Source organism: Acinetobacter sp. TWP2-2-3 (genome assembly GCF_049896445.1).
In the GTDB taxonomy this organism is placed as follows: Bacteria; Pseudomonadota; Gammaproteobacteria; order Pseudomonadales; family Moraxellaceae; genus Acinetobacter.
Map to the genome: position 1 here is coordinate 1 of NZ_JAFCUI010000010.1, position 18,271 is coordinate 18,271.

An 18,271-nucleotide genomic window follows, 5' to 3' on the forward strand; every position below is an offset into this window, starting at 1 on the left:
GCCACTGGCCGTGAAGAAGGTGCACAGATCCTGACCGGTGGTGAAGCACGTCAGGAAGTCGGTCAAGGTTTCTATATTGAACCGACCATCTTTAAAGGCACCAATGACATGAAGACCTTCCAGGAAGAAATCTTCGGGCCTGTACTGGCTGTGACCACCTTTAAAGACTTTGATGATGCGATCAAGATTGCCAATGATACGATTTATGGTTTAGGTGCCGGTGTCTGGTCACGCTCAGCGCATACCTCCTACCGTGCAGGACGCGCGATTCAAGCGGGTCGGGTCTGGACCAACTGTTATCATATTTATCCTGCACATGCGGCTTTCGGTGGTTATAAAAAATCAGGCATTGGACGTGAGAATCACAGAATGATGCTGGATCATTATCAGCAGACTAAAAACTTGCTAGTCAGCTATTCGACCAAACCGGCTGGTTTCTTCTAAGTATGAATTTTCTCAAAAGCGAACTGCGGTTCGCTTTTTTGTTTTATTCAAGTTTTTTAATATCTGGTAAATTTTTCTGCTCTTGATCGTTGACCAGCAAAATAAAAGTCTGAAAATCACAAAAACAGGAATAAAACTGTATAAAAAACAAATTAATACTTTAACTTAGAAGGACTTCGCCTAAGTTTTTCATTTTTTATGCATTTTAACTGTTCAAAAAACCTGCATAAAGCCCTGGCTTTCATTTAAAGTCGGCTTTTCATGATTCCCAAGACTGTGTATAACATTGAACCACTATAGGGAAACTAATAAGCATAGGCAAAATTGCTTAAAAAGCGTTAGACTATGTACCCAATAATGTCATGATTCGGTCTGATCAAGATCAAAAAAGAAGGTGAAGGTTGATGCCGCTCAATACTGTTGAAGAGCTTGTAGCAGATATCCGTGCAGGAAAAATGGTCATCCTGATGGATGATGAAGATCGTGAAAATGAAGGCGACTTAGTGATTGCTGCCACGCACGTACGTCCTGAAGACATCAACTTCATGATCACCCATGCACGTGGTCTGGTCTGCCTGACTTTAAGCAAAGAGCGTTGCCAGCAGTTGAATCTGCCTTTGATGGTCGATGCAAACGGTGCCCAGCATGGAACCAATTTTACCCTGTCAATTGAAGCAGCCAAAGGTATTTCTACCGGGATCTCACCGGCTGAACGTGCGCACACGATTCAAACTGCGGTGGCTGCTCATGCCAAACCGGCAGATATTGTACAGCCAGGACACATCTTCCCGCTGATGGCGCAGCCGGGTGGCGTATTGCACCGTGCCGGGCATACCGAGGCAGGTTGTGATCTTTCTCGTTTAGCAGGACTGGAACCGGCTTCGGTGATTTGTGAAATCATCAATGAAGATGGCACGATGGCGCGCCGTCCGGATCTTGAAGTTTTTGCTGAAAAGCATGGTTTGAAAATTGGCACCATTGCCGACCTGATTCATTACCGCATGACCAATGAGCAAACGGTTGAGCGTCTCGATCATCAAAAACTCGACACCGAATACGGCACATTTGATTTATATCGTTATCGTGAACTGGGCAACCCGGATATTCATTTGGCCCTGGTCAAAGGCGAGCCTAAACAAGGCGTGACCACCGTTCGTGTACATGGTTTTAATCCGACCCGTGATTTGCTCAAACTGAAAAAACAGGACGGCGAACCGGCCTGGAACTTAGACCGCGCATTAAAAGAAATTTCCAATAGTGATCGTGGTGTACTGGTCTGGATTGGGCAACGTCATTTACAGGATTTGGGTCCAGCATTAGATACCTTAAATGCACCAAAAAATGTAAAATCAAATGCTGCACTGTCTCAGCAGTATCAGACCATTGGTGTCGGTGCACAAATTTTGCGTGATCTAGGCGTTGAAAAAATGAAGCTGCTCAGCTCTCCATTGCGCTTCAATGCACTATCAGGCTTTAACTTAGAAGTGGTGGAATACATCACCGCACAACAAACATCTTAAGAAATTATCGAGGTTGTTATGGCAGTTCGCCGTATTGAAGGTATGTTACATCTCGCGAACGAAGACCGTTATGCGATTTTAGTTGGTCGTTTTAACAGCTTTGTGGTTGAACATCTGTTAGAAGGTGCCATTGATACATTGAAACGTCATGGTGTATCAGAGGATAATATCACTGTTGTTCATGCACCTGGTGCCTGGGAACTTCCTGTAGTTGCGAAAAAACTGGCAGCTTCAGATCGTTTCGATGCCATCATCGCGCTTGGCGCCGTGATTCGTGGTAGCACGCCTCACTTCGATTTCGTTGCAGGCGAATGTGCCAAAGGTTTAGGCGTGGTTGGCCTGGACACTGGCTTACCTGTCATTAACGGTGTACTCACTACGGACAGTATTGAACAAGCGATTGAACGCTCTGGAACAAAAGCAGGCAATAAAGGTAGCGAAGCTGCCCTGACTGCGATTGAAATGGTTAACTTGTTAAAGGCTATTTAACGCTATGTCGCAAACACTTCAAGCAACTTATGCAGCAAAACGTAAAGCACGTCGCTTTGCTGTACAAGGAATTTATGAATGGCAAATGAGCCACAATCCGGTGCATGAGATTGAAGCACGTACGCGTGTGGAAAATGCCATGCACAAAGTGGATCTGAGCTATTATCATGAATTGTTGACTCAAGTGGTTGCCAATCATGAAGCATTGGATGCGCTCTTAATCCCGGTACTCGATCGCGAACTTTCTGCACTTGACGGTGTTGAACTTGCGACCCTTCGTCTTGGTGCATATGAACTTAAAGAACATCTTGAGATTCCATATCGCGTGGTTCTAGATGAAGCGATCGAGCTGGCTAAACATTTTGGCGGTGCCGATAGCCATAAATACATCAATGGTGTATTGGATCGTTTAGCGACAACTTTGCGTGCAGCAGAAAAACAGCAGTCTAACTAATAGCGTAGATTCGTTGTATGGCTGAATTTTCGATTATCGACACCTATTTCAATCGCAAGAATGCCAATTCTGTCGATCTGGGCGTCGGTGACGATTCAGCCTTGCTCACCCCTCCTCCTCAGCAACAACTGGTCATCTGTGCCGACACCCTGATTGCTGGACGCCATTTTCCAATGAATACCAATCCGCATGCGATTGGCTGGAAATCTGTGGCTGTCAATTTATCTGATATTGCCGCGATGGGCGCAACCCCGCACAGTATTTTACTCGCATTGAGCCTACCCCAAATTGATCATGACTGGCTAAAAGCTTTTAGTCAGGGTTTATATGATTGTTGCGATCAATTTGGTGTGAGCTTAATCGGTGGTGATACCACTCAAAGTCCTCATTTAACCCTGTCTATCACAGCATTGGGCTGGGTGGATATTGGTCAAGCCATTCCACGCTCAGGTGCGAAACCCGGTGATCTGATCTGTGTCAGTGGAACTGTCGGTGATGCAGCTTTTGCACTCCAGCATCTTGGTCATCCACTGCAAAAACGTCTGGACTATCCAACGCCACGTTGTCAGCTCGGTGCTGCCCTAAAAGGTCTGGCGCATAGCATGATTGACGTCTCGGATGGTTTGGCCCAAGATCTTGGACATATTCTCAAAGCCTCTCAAGTCGGTGCCAAGCTGCAACTTGAAAACCTGCCGATCAGTCCCACCCTGCATGCTTTAAACGATGAGCAAAAATGGCAATATGCCCTCGCTGGTGGCGATGATTACGAATTATGCTTTACAATAAGCCCGCAAAATTACGAAAAATTATTGCAAAAACAACTTGATGTTTCGATTAGTATGATCGGCACAATTCAGCAGCAACACGGCTTAACTTTTGAAAAAGATGGCGTAGATCATTCACTTCAATTTAATGGGTATCAACATTTTGCATAAACCTGCGATTAATTTTAAAGCCATGTCATGGATCGACCGACTGATTGTCTTTAGTGGGGTTGGTTTTGGTTCTGGTCTGGCACCTAAAGCACCCGGTACCTTTGGTTCGGCCTTTGCACTTTTATTTATTCCTATTTGGCTGCATCTTGGTTTTCTAAACAGTGTTTTTGCCATTGCCATCATGTCCCTGGTTGGCATATATATCTGCGGGCATACTGCTAGAGTCATGGGTGTACATGATGATGGCCGCATCGTCTGGGATGAATTTGCCGGACAATCCATCACATTTTTGCCCCTGATCTACTTAGGTCAGATGAACTGGTTATGGTTGCTCATCGGTTTTGCGCTATTCAGATTATTTGATATCTGGAAACCTTGGCCGATCCGTGTGATTGACCGACAGGTCGACGGTGGCTTCGGCATCATGCTGGATGACATTATTGCCGGCCTTTGGGCTGCTCTTTGTATTCTGCTTTATTTTTACTTCATCGTGGCATAAGCCATATTTAGGATTAGAACATGTCAACGACTGTTATTATTCTTGCTGCAGGTAAAGGAACGCGCATGCGCTCTAGCTTACCGAAAGTATTACAACCCCTTGCAGGACGTCCTTTACTGGGTCATGTCATTGAAACGGCAAAAAAATTAAACGCAGATAATATTATTACGATTTATGGTCACGGCGGTGATCGGGTTCAGACAGCATTTGCACAAGAGGATATTAAATGGGTCGAACAGGCTGAACAGCTGGGTACCGGTCATGCCGTACAAATGACCTTGCCTGTCCTGCCACAAGACGGCGTCTCGCTGATTCTTTCCGGCGATGTACCGTGCATTAATCCTGTGACCTTGCAAAAATTACTCGATGCCACTGCAGAAACCGGTATTGGTCTGGTGACGCTTACCCTGCCAGATGCCAATGGTTATGGTCGTATTGTACGTGAAAATGGTGAAATCCAGGCCATTGTGGAGCACAAGGATGCTTCCGAAGAACAGCGTCAGATCAAGGAAATCAATACCGGTATTTATGCCGTCAGCAATGCCAAGTTGCATCAATGGCTGCCAAATTTAAGCAATGACAATGCGCAGGGTGAATATTACCTGACTGATATTGTCGCGATGGCTTTGGCAGATGGTATACAAGTTGCATCGGTAGAACCTGAGCAGGCTTTTGAAGTTGAAGGGGTAAATGACCGCGTGCAGCTCGCTGCTTTAGAGCGTCAGTTCCAGTCTTATCAAGCCAAACAGCTAATGCAGCAAGGTGTACATCTGATTGATCCAAGCCGCTTTGACTTGCGTGGTAATTTAACTGTCGGTCAGGATGTCCGCATTGATATCAATGTGATTATCGAAGGTGATTGCGAGCTGGGCGACAACGTTGAAATTGGCGCTGGCTGTATCATTAAGAATAGCAAGATTGCAGCTGGCACCAAGGTTCAACCATATAGCATTTTTGACAATGCTATCGTTGGTGAAGATACCCAGATTGGACCTTTTGCACGACTCCGTCCGGGTGCACAATTGGCCAATGAAGTGCATATCGGTAACTTTGTTGAAGTTAAAAATACCTCGATTGGTCTAGGCTCTAAAGCCAACCATTTTACCTATCTGGGTGATGCTGAAGTTGGTGCAGGCTCAAACATCGGTGCAGGGACTATTACCTGTAATTACGATGGTGCCAACAAATTTAAAACAATTATTGGTGATCAAGCCTTTATTGGCTCGAACAGTTCATTAGTGGCACCTGTGAGAATTGGTAACGGTGCTACAGTGGGTGCAGGCTCGACGATTACCCGTGATGTGGAAGACAACAGTTTGGCAGTAGAGCGCTCTAAGCAATTTGCCAAAGAAAACTATCCACGTCCGCAAAAAATCAAGAAATAAGGGGAACAAATATGTGTGGTATCGTCGGTGGCATTGCGGAACGCAGCATTACCAATATTTTGATTGAAGGCTTAAAACGCCTGGAATACCGTGGTTATGATTCAGCAGGTTTGGCACTCATTAACAACAGCCAAGTCCTACGTGAACGCCGTGTCGGTAAGGTTGCAAACCTTGAACAGGCTGTGAATGAATCCCAGATTAGCGGTTCACTCGGCATTGCGCATACACGCTGGGCCACCCATGGCAAACCGACTGAAGAAAATGCCCATCCGCATATTTCTGAAAATGTAGCAGTGGTCCATAACGGGATTATCGAAAACTATCAGGAACTGAAAGATGATCTTGAAGCTTTAGGCTATGTGTTTACCTCACAGACTGATACTGAAGTGGTTGCCCATCTGATCAATGATGCGCTGAAATCTACCCCGAGCCTGTTAGAAGCTGTACGCCAGGTGGTTCCACAACTGAAAGGTGCCTATGCACTGGGTATCGTACATACTGACCACCCTGATGAACTGATTACCGTACGTGAAGGTTCTCCGCTCGTCATTGGTGTCGGTATTGGTGAAAACTTTATCAGTTCTGACCAGTTGGCTCTGCTCCCGATTACCAACCGTTTTATTTATCTTGAAGAAGGCGATATTGCCCGTTTGACCCGTACCACGATTGAAGTCTTTGTCGATGGTCAACTTGTCGATCGTCCGGTCAAGGAACTGGATGCTGCCGTCAGCAATGCTTCTAAAGGTGAATACAAGCACTACATGCTCAAAGAAATTTATGAGCAGCCTGAAGCGATCAAACAGACCATTTCCCAAGCTTTAAATGGCAATGACCTGCGTGAAGATTTTCTTGCCAGTGCGGAACAAGACTTTGCAAAAATCCAGCAAATCCAGATTATTGCCTGCGGTACCAGCTATCATGCCGGCATGATTGCCAAATACTGGTTTGAACAGCTGATTGACCTGCCTTGCCAGGTCGAGATTGCCAGCGAGTTCCGTTATCGCACTCCGGTGATTGTGAACAACACGCTATATGTATGTATTTCCCAGTCCGGTGAAACTGCCGATACCTTGGCTGCCTTACGTGATACACAGAAACGTGCAACTGCCAAAGGCCTCGACATTAGCACGATGACGATCTGTAACGTGGCAACCTCTTCGATGGTACGTGAAACAGATTACAGCCTGCTGACTTTAGCTGGTCCTGAAATTGGCGTGGCTTCCACCAAAGCCTTTACCACCCAGCTTGCAGCCTTGATGCTGTTGGTACTGAAAATCGGTTCTGTAAAAAATACTATTTCTACAGAAAAAATGACGGAAATTACCACAGGACTTTGGCATATGCCTAAAGTCATGCTGGATACCTTGCGTCATGATGATGAGCTTCTACGCCTTTCTGAACTGTTTGTTGAAAAGCAGCACTGCCTGTTCTTGGGCCGTGGTACGCATTTCCCGATCGCACTGGAAGGCGCACTCAAGCTGAAAGAAATTTCCTATATTCATGCTGAAGGTTATGCTGCAGGCGAACTGAAACACGGGCCATTGGCACTGGTTGACAATGACATGCCGGTAGTGATTCTGGCACCACAGGATGACATGCTGGATAAGCTCAAATCCAATATGGAAGAAGTTCAGGCGCGTGGTGGCGAGCTATTTGTGTTTGCTGATGAAAACAGCGGCATTAAAGCCAAAGAACGCCAGCATGTGGTACATATTCCGGCAGTCAATGCAGTGCTGGCACCGATTGTGTATAGCATCCCGGTGCAGTTATTGTCTTATCATGTGGCAGTGCTACGTGGTACGGATGTGGATCAGCCACGCAACCTGGCAAAATCGGTTACCGTAGAATAATTAAAATTGAATCAAGGCTGGGGAACCGGCCTTTTTCTTCTGAATGGAGAGCCTCTAAATGACAAAACTGACTTGCTTCAAAGCCTATGATATTCGTGGCAAACTGGGTACAGAACTCAATGAAGATATCGCCTACAAAATTGGCCGGGCTTATGGACAAATTTATCAACCTAAAACAGTAGCCATTGGTTGTGATATACGACTCAGCAGTGAAGAGCTAAAACAGGCCACCATTCGCGGCTTGAATGATGCCGGGGTCAATGTGCTGGATCTTGGCATGACCGGGACCGAAGAAGTTTATTTCGCAGCTTTCCACCTGGATGTTCAGGGTGGTATTGAAGTTACTGCCAGCCATAATCCAATGGACTATAATGGGATGAAACTGGTGCGTGAAAATGCCCGTCCGATCAGTGCAGATACAGGCTTAAAAGAAATTCAGGCCTTGGCCGAATCAGGGCAATTCATTGAAGTTAGCCAAAAAGGTCATACGGAAAAATATAATATCCTGCCAGAATTTATCGACCACCTGATGACCTATATCGATCCGGCAAAAATCCGCCCGATGAAACTGGTGATGAATGCTGGTAATGGTGCCGCAGGACATGTGGTTGATGCGCTTGAACAGAAGTTTCAACAACTCCAGATTCCGGTTGAATTTGTCAAAATTCACAATGAGGCCGATGGTAACTTCCCGAATGGCATCCCGAATCCAATTCTGGTTGAAAACCGTGATAGCACCCGTGATGCAGTCATTCAGCATGGTGCGGATATGGGCATTGCCTGGGATGGCGACTTTGACCGCTGCTTCCTGTTCGATGAAAAAGGGCAGTTCATTGAAGGTTATTATATTGTTGGCCTTCTGGCGCAGGCATTCCTGCTGAAGCAGTCTGGCGAAAAAATTGTCCATGACCCGCGTCTGGTCTGGAATACGCTGGATGTGGTAGAGCAGTATCAGGGGATTACCGTCCAATCAAAATCAGGGCATGCCTTCATTAAAGATGTCATGCGTGAACATAATGCGGCTTATGGCGGGGAAATGAGTGCCCATCACTATTTCCGTGATTTTGCTTACTGTGACAGCGGCATGATTCCATGGTTACTGGCTATGGCGGTACTGTCTGAAACAGGAAAATCCTTATCTTCTCTTGTGGAAGAAATGATCGCCAAGTTCCCATGTTCAGGTGAAATTAATTTTAAAGTGGCCGATACCCAGGCAACCATCCAAAAACTTTTCGATCATTATGCCGATCAAAAACCAGAAATTGACCAGACCGACGGCGTCAGCCTGAATTTTGGTAGCTGGCGTTTTAATGTGCGCGCCTCCAATACTGAACCATTATTGCGTTTGAATATTGAAAGCCGCCGTGATCATCATCCACGACCGATGCAGGACTATGTCGATGAGCTGACCCAGCTGATCCAGGGCAATGCTTAAGTCCTCAAAAAGCCTGAAAACAATGCCCTTAAACCAGAGAAAAGACTCCAGTTTTTAGGGTACTTTTCCGGCCTGAAGCTTTTATGAAAAATGTTTTTCGAGTATATCCACTGTGATATTTGTATTCATTTTTCGCGCAAACAGCATGCCTGACTTCTTCATTTTATCAAAATCAGACACATCTAAAGTTCTTGGATAATCCGGCCCGGAATCCCAGTCAATATATCTTAGCCCTGTTTCACAATCCTCTATCCTATGCTGGACATGATAGATGCGTTGCTGAAAATGGGAATTATAAATAATGGTATGGAAAAAGATTTCATCTGCACAGAGTGAAGATTTAAAGGTTTTTGCATAATCCGGATTCGCTTCCAGATAATCCAGAATAAATGTCACCGCCTGATCGGTGAGAGTAATCCAGTTTGAACCTTTATATAGTTTAGGTAAATGAGAAATATCCTGTTTACGGAAGTGCCGGCAATACCATAATGCCCATCTGTTCAGGAACTGAAATAATGGTGATTTAGCTTTCTGATACATAATCGGTAAATACAGGACATTCACCCGTTGTTCCACATCATCTGGTAAATCATCATGACCCACAAACTCGGTCTGTTTTTGATATTCTTTTTCTAGAAATAATTCTCTTGCGGTATTGAAACATAAAGGAATGTCATCTCCGGACAGGAAGAAAAAATAGCCGTAATCATATTTTTGTGCTTCCTGCAGGAGTTTTAACATGACTTCAATTTGGCTATAGCTGCCCCATCGTACATCTGTCCGGTCTGCTAAAAAATATACCTGATCAAGCTGTCCGAATTGAGTATGAAATGGGGCAAGGTCGGCTTTTTGATCGACATGAATAAGAATAATACTATGAGGACTTTTCAGCAGCTCATTCACCAGAAAAACCAATGAATGGGTAAGTTGATGACAAATAACCCCATAAATAAAATTCATATCTATGATCCATATCCTTTGGGGTTCTGCTTTTGCCATTTCCAGCTATCGGCGAGCATATCCTCCAAGCCATATTCGGGTGTCCAGCCCAACTCTTTTACTGCACGCGCATTGTCTGCATAGAAACTTGCCAAATCACCATCACGTCGTGCAGCGAACTCAAACGGAATCTGGATCTGATTCACTTTCTCAAAGGTATCTTTCAGGGTTAATACCGATATCGGTTGGCCCGTACCAATATTCCAGGCCCGGCAGCCTTGATGCTTTAAACGATTCTGAATTGCTAAAACATGTGCTTTCGCTAAATCCACTACATGAATAAAGTCACGCTCACAGGTGCCGTCGGCCGTGTCGTAATCATGGCCAAAAATAGACAGCTTTTCACGCAGACCTACCGCAACTTGAGTCACAAAAGGCATCAGATTGTTGGGAATACCCAATGGATCTTCACCAATCTGTCCACTTTTATGCGCGCCGACCGGATTAAAATAACGTAGCAAGGCAATGGACCAACGTTCATCTGCAATTGCTACTTTTTCTAACATCTGCTCAACAACCAACTTGGTATAGCCATAATTATTATTCGGCATACTTAAGGGCATATCTTCCTGATATGGAGAAGGATTATCTTCACCATACACAGTGGCGGAAGAGCTAAAGACCAGTTTATACACCTGTGCGCGCTGCATCGCCTGAACCAGACTAATTGAACCGGCAATATTATTATCAAAATAAGCCAATGGAATCTGCTGGCTTTCACCGACTGCTTTAAGACCGGCAAAATGAATTACCGCATCAATCGAATTTTGCTGAAAGACCTGATCGAGTAACTGGCTATCCCGGATATCGCCTTCCACAAAGGTCAGGCTTTTTTTGGTCAGCTTTTCTACTCGGCTTAAGGACTCGGAGGAGCTATTGCACAGATTATCAAGTACAATTACCTCATGTCTGGCATTCAACAATTCTACACAGGTATGTGAACCAATATAGCCTGCCCCACCTGTGACCAAAATTTTAGCCATTTGACTTTCCTAATAAAATTTTAATGAGGCCTTGGGTAGAACCGTCCAAACCATCCAGATCGGTTTGTTCACCATTCAGTATTGGCAATAGCTGGTTGGCAATTTCCTTGCCTTTTTCTACGCCCCACTGGTCAAACGGATTGATATTCCACAGCACGGACTGGACAAATACCTTGTGCTCATACAGTGCAATAAGCATGCCCAAACTGTATGGATTGAGTTCCTGCAATAACAGGGTACTGCTCGGCTGATTACCTTCATACTGTTTATAAGCCGGTAAGCTCGCCAATTCAGTTTGATCCAGTGCTTCATTGCCAAAAGCCAGTAAGCGCGATTGCGCCAGACAGTTGGATAAGGCCAGATGATGTTGTTCGACTAATGCTTCAGCGCTGTCTGCATAGGTATATTGCTGGCTGTTATAACGTTCTACCGGTGCAATAAAATCACAGCTGACTGACTGCGTACCCTGATGCAATAACTGATAGAAGGCATGCTGGGCATTCGGCCCGACCTCACCCCAGATAATCGGGCAGGTATCTAGCTGGACTTTCTCGCCATTACGTTGAATTGATTTGCCGTTGGATTCCATTTCCAGCTGTTGCAGATAGGAGGCAAAATATTTCAGCCGACCATCATAAGGCAGAATTGCATGGGTCTGAATATCCAGAAAATTGGTATTCCATGCTCCCAAAAGCCCCATCAATACCGGAATATTGCGCTCAAAAGGCTGGTACTGGAAATGCTGATCAATTGCATAAGCACCAGCCAGCAGCTGCTTGAAGCCTTCAATCCCGATACTCAGGGCAATTGGCAGTCCGATACAGGACCAGAGTGAATAACGCCCGCCGACCCAGTCCCAAAGCAATAACTGGTTTTCCGGTACGATACCCCACGCCGTCATTTTTTCCGGTTTGGTCGATACTCCAATAAAATGATGCTTGAGAATATAAGGATGTTGACCTAAGGCCTTTTCCAGCCACAAGCGTACCGTCTGAGCATTGGTCAGGGTATCAATGGTGCCGAAGGATTTGGAGGAAATAATAAACAGTGTCGTTTCCGGACGCAGCTGATGCAACAGCTCAGACAACTGACTGCCATCCATAGTCGAAACAAAATGTACGTTGAGTGGCTGGGCAGACTGGTATTTAAAATCAGATAAAGCATGCGTGACCATCAAGGGACCGAGGTCTGATCCGCCCACCCCGATATTGACCACATCCTGAATGACTTCCCCGGTGGCACCGCGACGCTGTCCGGCATGAATCTGTTCCACCAGCGCATACATACGCTCCAGCTGGGCATGCACATCAGCTGCCAGATCAGCATGCTGTTGATCCTGTTTGGGCAGGCGCAGTGCCCAGTGCATGGCAGCACGCTGCTCGGTATAGTTGATTTTTTGACTGGAAAACAGGGAGCCAATCCAGGATCTGAGGTTCTGTGCATCGGCCCATTCGATCAGGCCTTGTATCACATTTTGATTGATTCTGTGTTTGCTATAGTCAAATAGCAGTTGTTCAAACTGAATGGAATATCGATTAAAGCGCTCCGGGTCAGCAGCAAACAGTTCCCGCAGATGCTCAGACTGAAGTTGTTCTTTGTTCGAGGCGAGTTTCTGACACACAGTTTCAGTGTCGAGATTTGGATTAAAATGGCTCAACATTAACGTCCCACCCCAATATAATTAAAACCGCGTGTCTTGACATACGTCGGATCATACAGATTACGCCCATCCAGAATCAGGGGATGCTGCATTAGCTTGATCAGATATGGATAATCCGGACTGCCGTACTGTTTCCATGCCGTCATCAGACACAAGGCATACGCCCCTTCCACAGCCTGATACTGGTCTTTACACAGGATCAGGTCTTCCCGTGGCCCATAAACCTTTTCAATATTTGTGATTGCCTGAGGATCATGCAGCTTGACCGTCACGCCTTGTGCCCACAAAGCGGTCAGCATGGCATGTACCGGAGACTGCTGGATACTCGGCGTGTTTTCCTTAAAGGCTGCACCCCAGATCGCAATAACTTTACCCTTTAAGTCTCCACGGAAATAGTTCCAGAGTTTACGAAACAGTAATTCTTTTTGCTGTTCGTTAATGTCCCAGACCTGTTCCAGCAACTGGTTTTTTACCCCTGAATCTGCCACGGCGTGAGTAAGCGTCCGGATATCATGGGAGAAATTCTCTCCACCAAAACCAACGCCGGGGAACAGATAGGCAGAACCAATCCGGTTATCCGCAGCCATGCCTTGCCGTACCTGTTCAATATCAATGCCAAGCTTTTCTGCCACACTGGCCAGATCATTCATATAACTGATCCGGGTGGCGAGCATGCCGGAAATACTCAACTTGGTAAATTCGGCATCCAGAACCGGCATAAATAGATACTGCTGCGCGCGTGGAAATAATGGACGTAATAATTCTTTGATTTTAGGCTGGATATCTGCATGATCACAGCCCACAATCAACTGGGTGGCCTGAGTAAAGCTACGCAGTGCATTCCCTTCCTGAATAATATCTGGCAGATAAATCCAGTCATCATTCGGCAGCAACTGCTGAAAGCGCTGCGTGCCATGCAAGCCAAAGGTCGAGGCATTAATCATCAGCTTGGGATGGGCAAAACAGGCATGCCGGATGGTGTCCAGCATCTGAAACGCTTGCTGTTCTTCAGTCGCATTAAAACTAAAGAAAAACACATCCTGATTAAAATCCAGATGCTGAAAATCGCAACAGTTTAAAAAACCAGATTTTTCCTGTTTTTGCAGTAATTGTTGTAGAGATTCATCCTGGAAATAGGGCCGGGCCGACTCATCTGCATTGAAGCTGTTACACCAGACCACCTGATGACCACATTCAGATAAAAGAGCTGAAATGACTCCGGAAAATAAGGTTTTTCCCAATACTGCGACTTTCATAATATTCCTTGATTATTATAATGCCAGTTCCTGAATTAATGCTTTAAACTCGGCACCGAGTTTAGGATGATCGACGCCATAATGTAAAACAGCTTTTAGATAACCTAACTTGCTGCCACAGTCAAAGGTCTGACCTTTCATGCGATAGGCTTCTACGGCTTCGGTTTGCTGCAGCATGGCGATGGCATCGGTCAGCTGGATTTCATTGCCTGCCCCGCGTGGGGTCTGTTCTAAAAGCTGCATGATTTTTGCCGGCAGAATATAACGCCCCACCACAGACAGATTCGATGGTGCCGTCCCGACTGCCGGTTTCTCAACGATCCCTTGCATGACTATACTTTCACCTTCCTCAGGTGATGCAGCAACATCAACAATGCCATACTGGTCGACCAGATGTTCAGGCACTGCTTCAACCATGATTTGTGAAGCTTGAGATTGTACATAGCGCTGAATCATGCGTGACAGGTCATTTTCCGGATCCTGATCTTTCACCAGCACATCCGGTAACAGCACTGCAAAATCATCATCACCAATCATGGCTTTGGCACACAGTACCGCATGACCCAGACCCAAAGGCTGCGGCTGGCGTACACTAATCACACTCACGCCTGCAGGCAGAATCTCCGTAATTTCTTTCAGCAGGTCGATTTTGTTTTTTTGCTCAAGGGTGGTTTCAAGCTCAAAGTTACGGTCAAAATAATTTTCAATCGAAGCCTTGGAAGAATGGGTCACCAGAATAATCTGCTCAATTCCGGCAGCAACGGCTTCACGCACCACATATTCAATTGCAGGGCGATCCACAACAGTAACCATTTCTTTCGGAATGGATTTACTGGCAGGTAAAAAACGCGTACCTAGACCCGCCACAGGGAGAATCGCTTTTTTAATCATATCTATAAAAACCTAGTTCACTTTAATTTCGTTACCGCGTATATAACCATCCACATAATATTCTAGTTGTGCCAGTGCCCATTCAATATCAGTCTGAGTCGCGCTAAGTGCATGCATACGGTTAAATACTGCCAGAATTTCTGCCAATGGATAATGTTTCTCTACAGATCGTAGAATACGCTTATGTGAAGTAATTTCTGTATTTTCTTCGTCAATCAGCAGTTCTTCATAAAGTTTTTCGCCTGGACGTAGCCCAGTATATTGAATTTCAATATCGCCATTCGGGTTTTTATCATCTCTGACTTTGAGTCCGCTGAGAGAAATCATTTGTCGTGCCAGATCCTGAATCCGTACCGGCTCGCCCATGTCCAGCAGGAATACGTCTCCACCGGTTCCCAAAGCGCCAGCCTGAATCACCAGTTGCGAAGCTTCCGGAATGGTCATAAAGAACCGGGTCACTTCCGGATCGGTCACGGTAATCGGGCCACCTTTGGCAATCTGCTGTTTAAACAGCGGCACGACCGAGCCCGAAGAACCGAGGACATTACCAAAGCGCACAATACTGATCTGGGTCTGGTCTTGCGCTTCCGCCATAGCCTGACAATACAGCTCTGCCATCCGTTTGGTCGCGCCCATGACATTGGTCGGGCGCACCGCCTTATCGGTTGAAATCAGGACAAAAGTTTCTACACCCTTTTTAACTGCGGCATTGACACTGAATGCTGTACCGACTGCATTATTTTTCAGGCCAGCCAATGGATTACACTCGACCAATGGCACATGCTTATAAGCAGCCGCATGATAAACGGTTTGCACGCCGTACTGTTCAATTACCCGTTCTAACTTACGCTCATCCAGTACAGAGCCAAGAATCGGAATGATTTCACAGCTAGCGCTAAGGCGTAACTCTTTTTCAATGCTATACAGTGCGAATTCAGTCAGTTCATAAATAACCAGTTTGGCCGGCTGATTTTTAATAATTTGGCGACACAGTTCTGAACCAATCGAGCCACCCGCACCTGTGACCATGACTACTTTATTTTTAATATTTTTAGCCAAAAGCACTGGAACTGGCGGTACAGGATCACGCCCCAGTAAATCAATAATATCTACTTCCTGAATATCAGAAATTCGAATTTCACCATTGACCAGTTTAGTCAGACCCGGAATCTCGGTAATTTTTAAATGAGCCGGCTCTAAAAACTTAATAATTTCACTTTTACGTATTCGCCCTACTGACGGGAGTGCAATTAAAATTTCATCAATTTTGAATTTTGTAAAACATTTCAAAGCAGTATGTGGTAAAAAAACTTGGATACCACCAATATTTTGGCCACTTAAAGAAGGATCATCATCAATAAATATAATCGGTAGATGTTCATTAGAACGGTTTAAAGTAGCTGCTACCTGCTGACCAGCATGACCTGCTCCATAAATAGCAATCCGTTTTTTCGGTACACCTGACTTCAAATAAGATTGAACGACAAAACGAATAATACCCCGGCTGAACCAAACCCAAGCGAACATCATAAAGCCAAACATTAAAGGGATTGAGGTCGGAATAAACGCATGCGTACTATAAGCCAACAAGTACAAACCAATCACGCTTAATATGGTTGCCAGACCTAATTTGGCAATAAAAAATTCATTAAAGGTACGAACAATAAAACGGTATACACCACAGATAAACAGCGCAAAGACTGCAATACCACTGACCCAAACTGGCCCAAAGGGAATATTGGGTACAACTTCTGTACCGAGATCAAACTGTCGAATGGCATAACAAAGCCAGATTAGAACAGGGAAAATACAAAAGTCTAAAATGACTAAAAACGCGAGTTTTGCTGAACGTGGAGATTCAACCAGAGGAATTACAAGAGATTTCATATATTTTTCAGCACGTCATATCTTAATTTAAAGAAGTTGTTATTAAGACTTATGTTCTATGATACTTCCCACTTCCAAGAAAGAAAATGTAGGGATAACATTATTACTTGCAACTTTCACCCCAATACTTAAGTGTACAAATTGTTCAACCACCACATCATGGTCCAATAATGTACCCATATTTAAAATAGCACCATCTTGGATAATCGTATTCGTTCCAATAACACACCCAGCCATAATACTTACCCCCTGCCCTATTGTTACACTAGGAGCAATGACAGTTTGTGGATGTATAATAGTCGTAATGGGTATAGATAAATCAAGCAATAATTGTTGCCATTTTTGTCGTATTTGGTTATTTCCAACTGCTATAATGGCTTCAAAACTATGCAAATTGATTGCTTCTAAAGATTGAATATTTGCAATAATTGTATAGCGACCAACCTGTTGTTGCTCAGGCCATCGATCATCAACAAATGAAATACTCTTCCATTTACCTAGCAGTTCAGCAACTTCAGCAATTGATTGACCAAAACCGCCTGCCCCGAGAATCAGTAATTTTTTCTCAGGCATCAGGTGTTCCCGCTCTTAATTTAATAGCAATCAATATTAAAGGTAAATAAGCAATCAACACTGCGAATTCAGGATAGGCCCATTGTTGCATTACGGTCATATATGCAATTGGAAATAGCCAGAGAAGGTTAATCGCTGCTACAGCCAAAGTCACTGGCGTATGGCTGCCCCATTTACGCGATAAAATTTGATAGCTATGGCTGCGATGCGCATCATACATTTTATAGCCACTGAGCACGCGTTTAATCAGGGTATAAGTCGCATCGACCACAAATACACCTAGACAAATAATCCATGCACAAAACAATGCTAAGTTTTCTTTGAGGGCAATTAATGCCAAAATCCCTAATGTTAGCCCTAAAAACCCACTACAGGCATCGCCCATAAAAATTTTGGCTTTGGGAAAGTTCCATAATAGGAAGCCAAATACGCAGGCAGCTAATAACCAAAGTAGATCTGAATTCAGCGATGCATTTAGCAGATAGTACAAAATTGCCATACTCACTGTGGCGGTAATGGCTTCAACACTGGCAATACCATTAATGCCATCCATAAAATTATACAGATTGAGTAACCACACCAAAAATAACACAGCAATGATATTGGCTACAAAGCCGAGTTGCAGACCATTAAAAGCAGTGACTTCAGCAAAACCACCTAAACTGGTCACCGCACTTATAGCCACTAGAAAATGGATGGCTAGACGCAACATGGAGTTGATATGCCCATGATCATCTAAGAAACCAAGCAGTGCGATAACAAAACCTGCCCCCATAAGGGTTAAGCCTATATGGACTGTCAGTTGCTGGCTATAGATCAGCACAGCCAACACCAATAAATAGCTACACACCACAGCTACACCACCACCGCGTGGCGTGGGTACACTGTGGGAGCTGCGCTCATTGGGGTTGTCTATGATATTTTTCTTTAGGGCATAATGCCGCATGTAGCCTGTAAATAGTAATGTCAGTATAAAAAATACAATGCTCTGTGCAAAAATTGACATACGTG

At 44.8% G+C, this 18,271-nt stretch carries 17 protein-coding genes; 9 read left to right on the forward strand and 8 right to left on the reverse strand.

The genetic code is table 11. From position 1 onward, the window contains the following. From ACP7AK_RS12450 to ACP7AK_RS12490, 9 genes are all read left to right on the forward strand, one after another. A partial coding sequence (locus tag ACP7AK_RS12450) for an aldehyde dehydrogenase family protein (RefSeq protein WP_425880006.1) occupies window positions 1–444 on the forward strand: 444 nt, incomplete at its 5' end. A 404-nt stretch (window positions 445–848) separates the two neighbouring features. Further along, window positions 849–1,964: a bifunctional 3,4-dihydroxy-2-butanone-4-phosphate synthase/GTP cyclohydrolase II gene (ribBA, locus tag ACP7AK_RS12455; RefSeq protein ID WP_180075476.1), complete on the forward strand. Its 1,116-nt coding sequence runs from the start codon at window positions 849–851 to the stop codon at window positions 1,962–1,964. An 18-nt stretch (window positions 1,965–1,982) separates the two neighbouring features. Continuing rightward, window positions 1,983–2,453, forward strand: coding sequence for a 6,7-dimethyl-8-ribityllumazine synthase (gene ribH / locus ACP7AK_RS12460; protein ID WP_004280926.1), 471 nt, complete (start codon window positions 1,983–1,985; stop codon window positions 2,451–2,453). Between the two features lie 4 nt (window positions 2,454–2,457). Beyond that, on the forward strand, window positions 2,458–2,907 hold the full coding sequence (gene nusB / locus ACP7AK_RS12465) for a transcription antitermination factor NusB (RefSeq protein WP_004280924.1): 450 nt from the start codon (window positions 2,458–2,460) through the stop codon (window positions 2,905–2,907). Window positions 2,908–2,924: 17 nt separating this feature from the next. Next, window positions 2,925–3,842, forward strand: a complete 918-nt coding sequence (thiL, locus tag ACP7AK_RS12470; RefSeq protein WP_425880007.1) for a thiamine-phosphate kinase — start codon at window positions 2,925–2,927, stop codon at window positions 3,840–3,842. Then, window positions 3,820–4,341: a phosphatidylglycerophosphatase A family protein gene (locus ACP7AK_RS12475; protein ID WP_085064581.1), complete on the forward strand. Its 522-nt coding sequence runs from the start codon at window positions 3,820–3,822 to the stop codon at window positions 4,339–4,341. Before thiL ends, ACP7AK_RS12475 begins: the two co-directional genes overlap by 23 nt. A 20-nt stretch (window positions 4,342–4,361) precedes the next feature. Beyond that, on the forward strand, window positions 4,362–5,726 hold the full coding sequence (gene glmU, locus ACP7AK_RS12480; protein WP_425880008.1) for a bifunctional UDP-N-acetylglucosamine diphosphorylase/glucosamine-1-phosphate N-acetyltransferase GlmU: 1,365 nt from the start codon (window positions 4,362–4,364) through the stop codon (window positions 5,724–5,726). A gap of 11 nt (window positions 5,727–5,737) precedes the next feature. Continuing rightward, window positions 5,738–7,576, forward strand: coding sequence for a glutamine--fructose-6-phosphate transaminase (isomerizing) (gene glmS / locus ACP7AK_RS12485; RefSeq protein ID WP_313565195.1), 1,839 nt, complete (start codon window positions 5,738–5,740; stop codon window positions 7,574–7,576). 58 nt (window positions 7,577–7,634) lie between these two features. Then, entirely contained in the window at window positions 7,635–9,011 is a 1,377-nt protein-coding gene (locus ACP7AK_RS12490; protein ID WP_005108344.1) for a phosphomannomutase/phosphoglucomutase, read from the forward strand. Between the two features lie 81 nt (window positions 9,012–9,092). Here ACP7AK_RS12490 and ACP7AK_RS12495 read toward each other — a convergent pair whose 3' ends face one another. From ACP7AK_RS12495 to ACP7AK_RS12530, 8 genes are read right to left on the reverse strand one after another with little or no spacing between them, the layout of a single operon-like run. Further along, window positions 9,093–9,971: a beta-1,6-N-acetylglucosaminyltransferase gene (locus ACP7AK_RS12495; RefSeq protein ID WP_425880009.1), complete on the reverse strand. Its 879-nt coding sequence runs from the start codon at window positions 9,969–9,971 to the stop codon at window positions 9,093–9,095. 2 nt (window positions 9,972–9,973) lie between these two features. Continuing rightward, on the reverse strand, window positions 9,974–10,993 hold the full coding sequence (galE, locus tag ACP7AK_RS12500) for a UDP-glucose 4-epimerase GalE (RefSeq protein WP_005108342.1): 1,020 nt from the start codon (window positions 10,991–10,993) through the stop codon (window positions 9,974–9,976). Beyond that, a complete protein-coding gene (gene pgi, locus ACP7AK_RS12505; RefSeq protein ID WP_425880010.1) occupies window positions 10,986–12,653 on the reverse strand; it encodes a glucose-6-phosphate isomerase in 1,668 nt (555 codons plus the stop codon). Before pgi ends, galE begins: the two co-directional genes overlap by 8 nt. Next, entirely contained in the window at window positions 12,653–13,909 is a 1,257-nt protein-coding gene (locus ACP7AK_RS12510) for a nucleotide sugar dehydrogenase (RefSeq protein WP_425880011.1), read from the reverse strand. Before ACP7AK_RS12510 ends, pgi begins: the two co-directional genes overlap by 1 nt. A gap of 15 nt (window positions 13,910–13,924) precedes the next feature. Further along, window positions 13,925–14,800 (reverse strand): UTP--glucose-1-phosphate uridylyltransferase GalU, encoded by an 876-nt coding sequence (galU, locus tag ACP7AK_RS12515; RefSeq protein ID WP_425880012.1) that lies wholly within the window; start codon window positions 14,798–14,800, stop codon window positions 13,925–13,927. A 12-nt stretch (window positions 14,801–14,812) separates the two neighbouring features. After that, window positions 14,813–16,687 (reverse strand): polysaccharide biosynthesis protein, encoded by a 1,875-nt coding sequence (locus ACP7AK_RS12520; protein WP_425880013.1) that lies wholly within the window; start codon window positions 16,685–16,687, stop codon window positions 14,813–14,815. A 42-nt stretch (window positions 16,688–16,729) separates the two neighbouring features. Next, complete coding sequence (locus ACP7AK_RS12525; protein ID WP_425880014.1) at window positions 16,730–17,260, reverse strand: acetyltransferase; 531 nt, start codon at window positions 17,258–17,260, stop codon at window positions 16,730–16,732. Further along, window positions 17,253–18,266: an MraY family glycosyltransferase gene (locus tag ACP7AK_RS12530; RefSeq protein WP_425880015.1), complete on the reverse strand. Its 1,014-nt coding sequence runs from the start codon at window positions 18,264–18,266 to the stop codon at window positions 17,253–17,255. Before ACP7AK_RS12530 ends, ACP7AK_RS12525 begins: the two co-directional genes overlap by 8 nt. Between the last annotated feature and the right edge of the window lie 5 nt (window positions 18,267–18,271).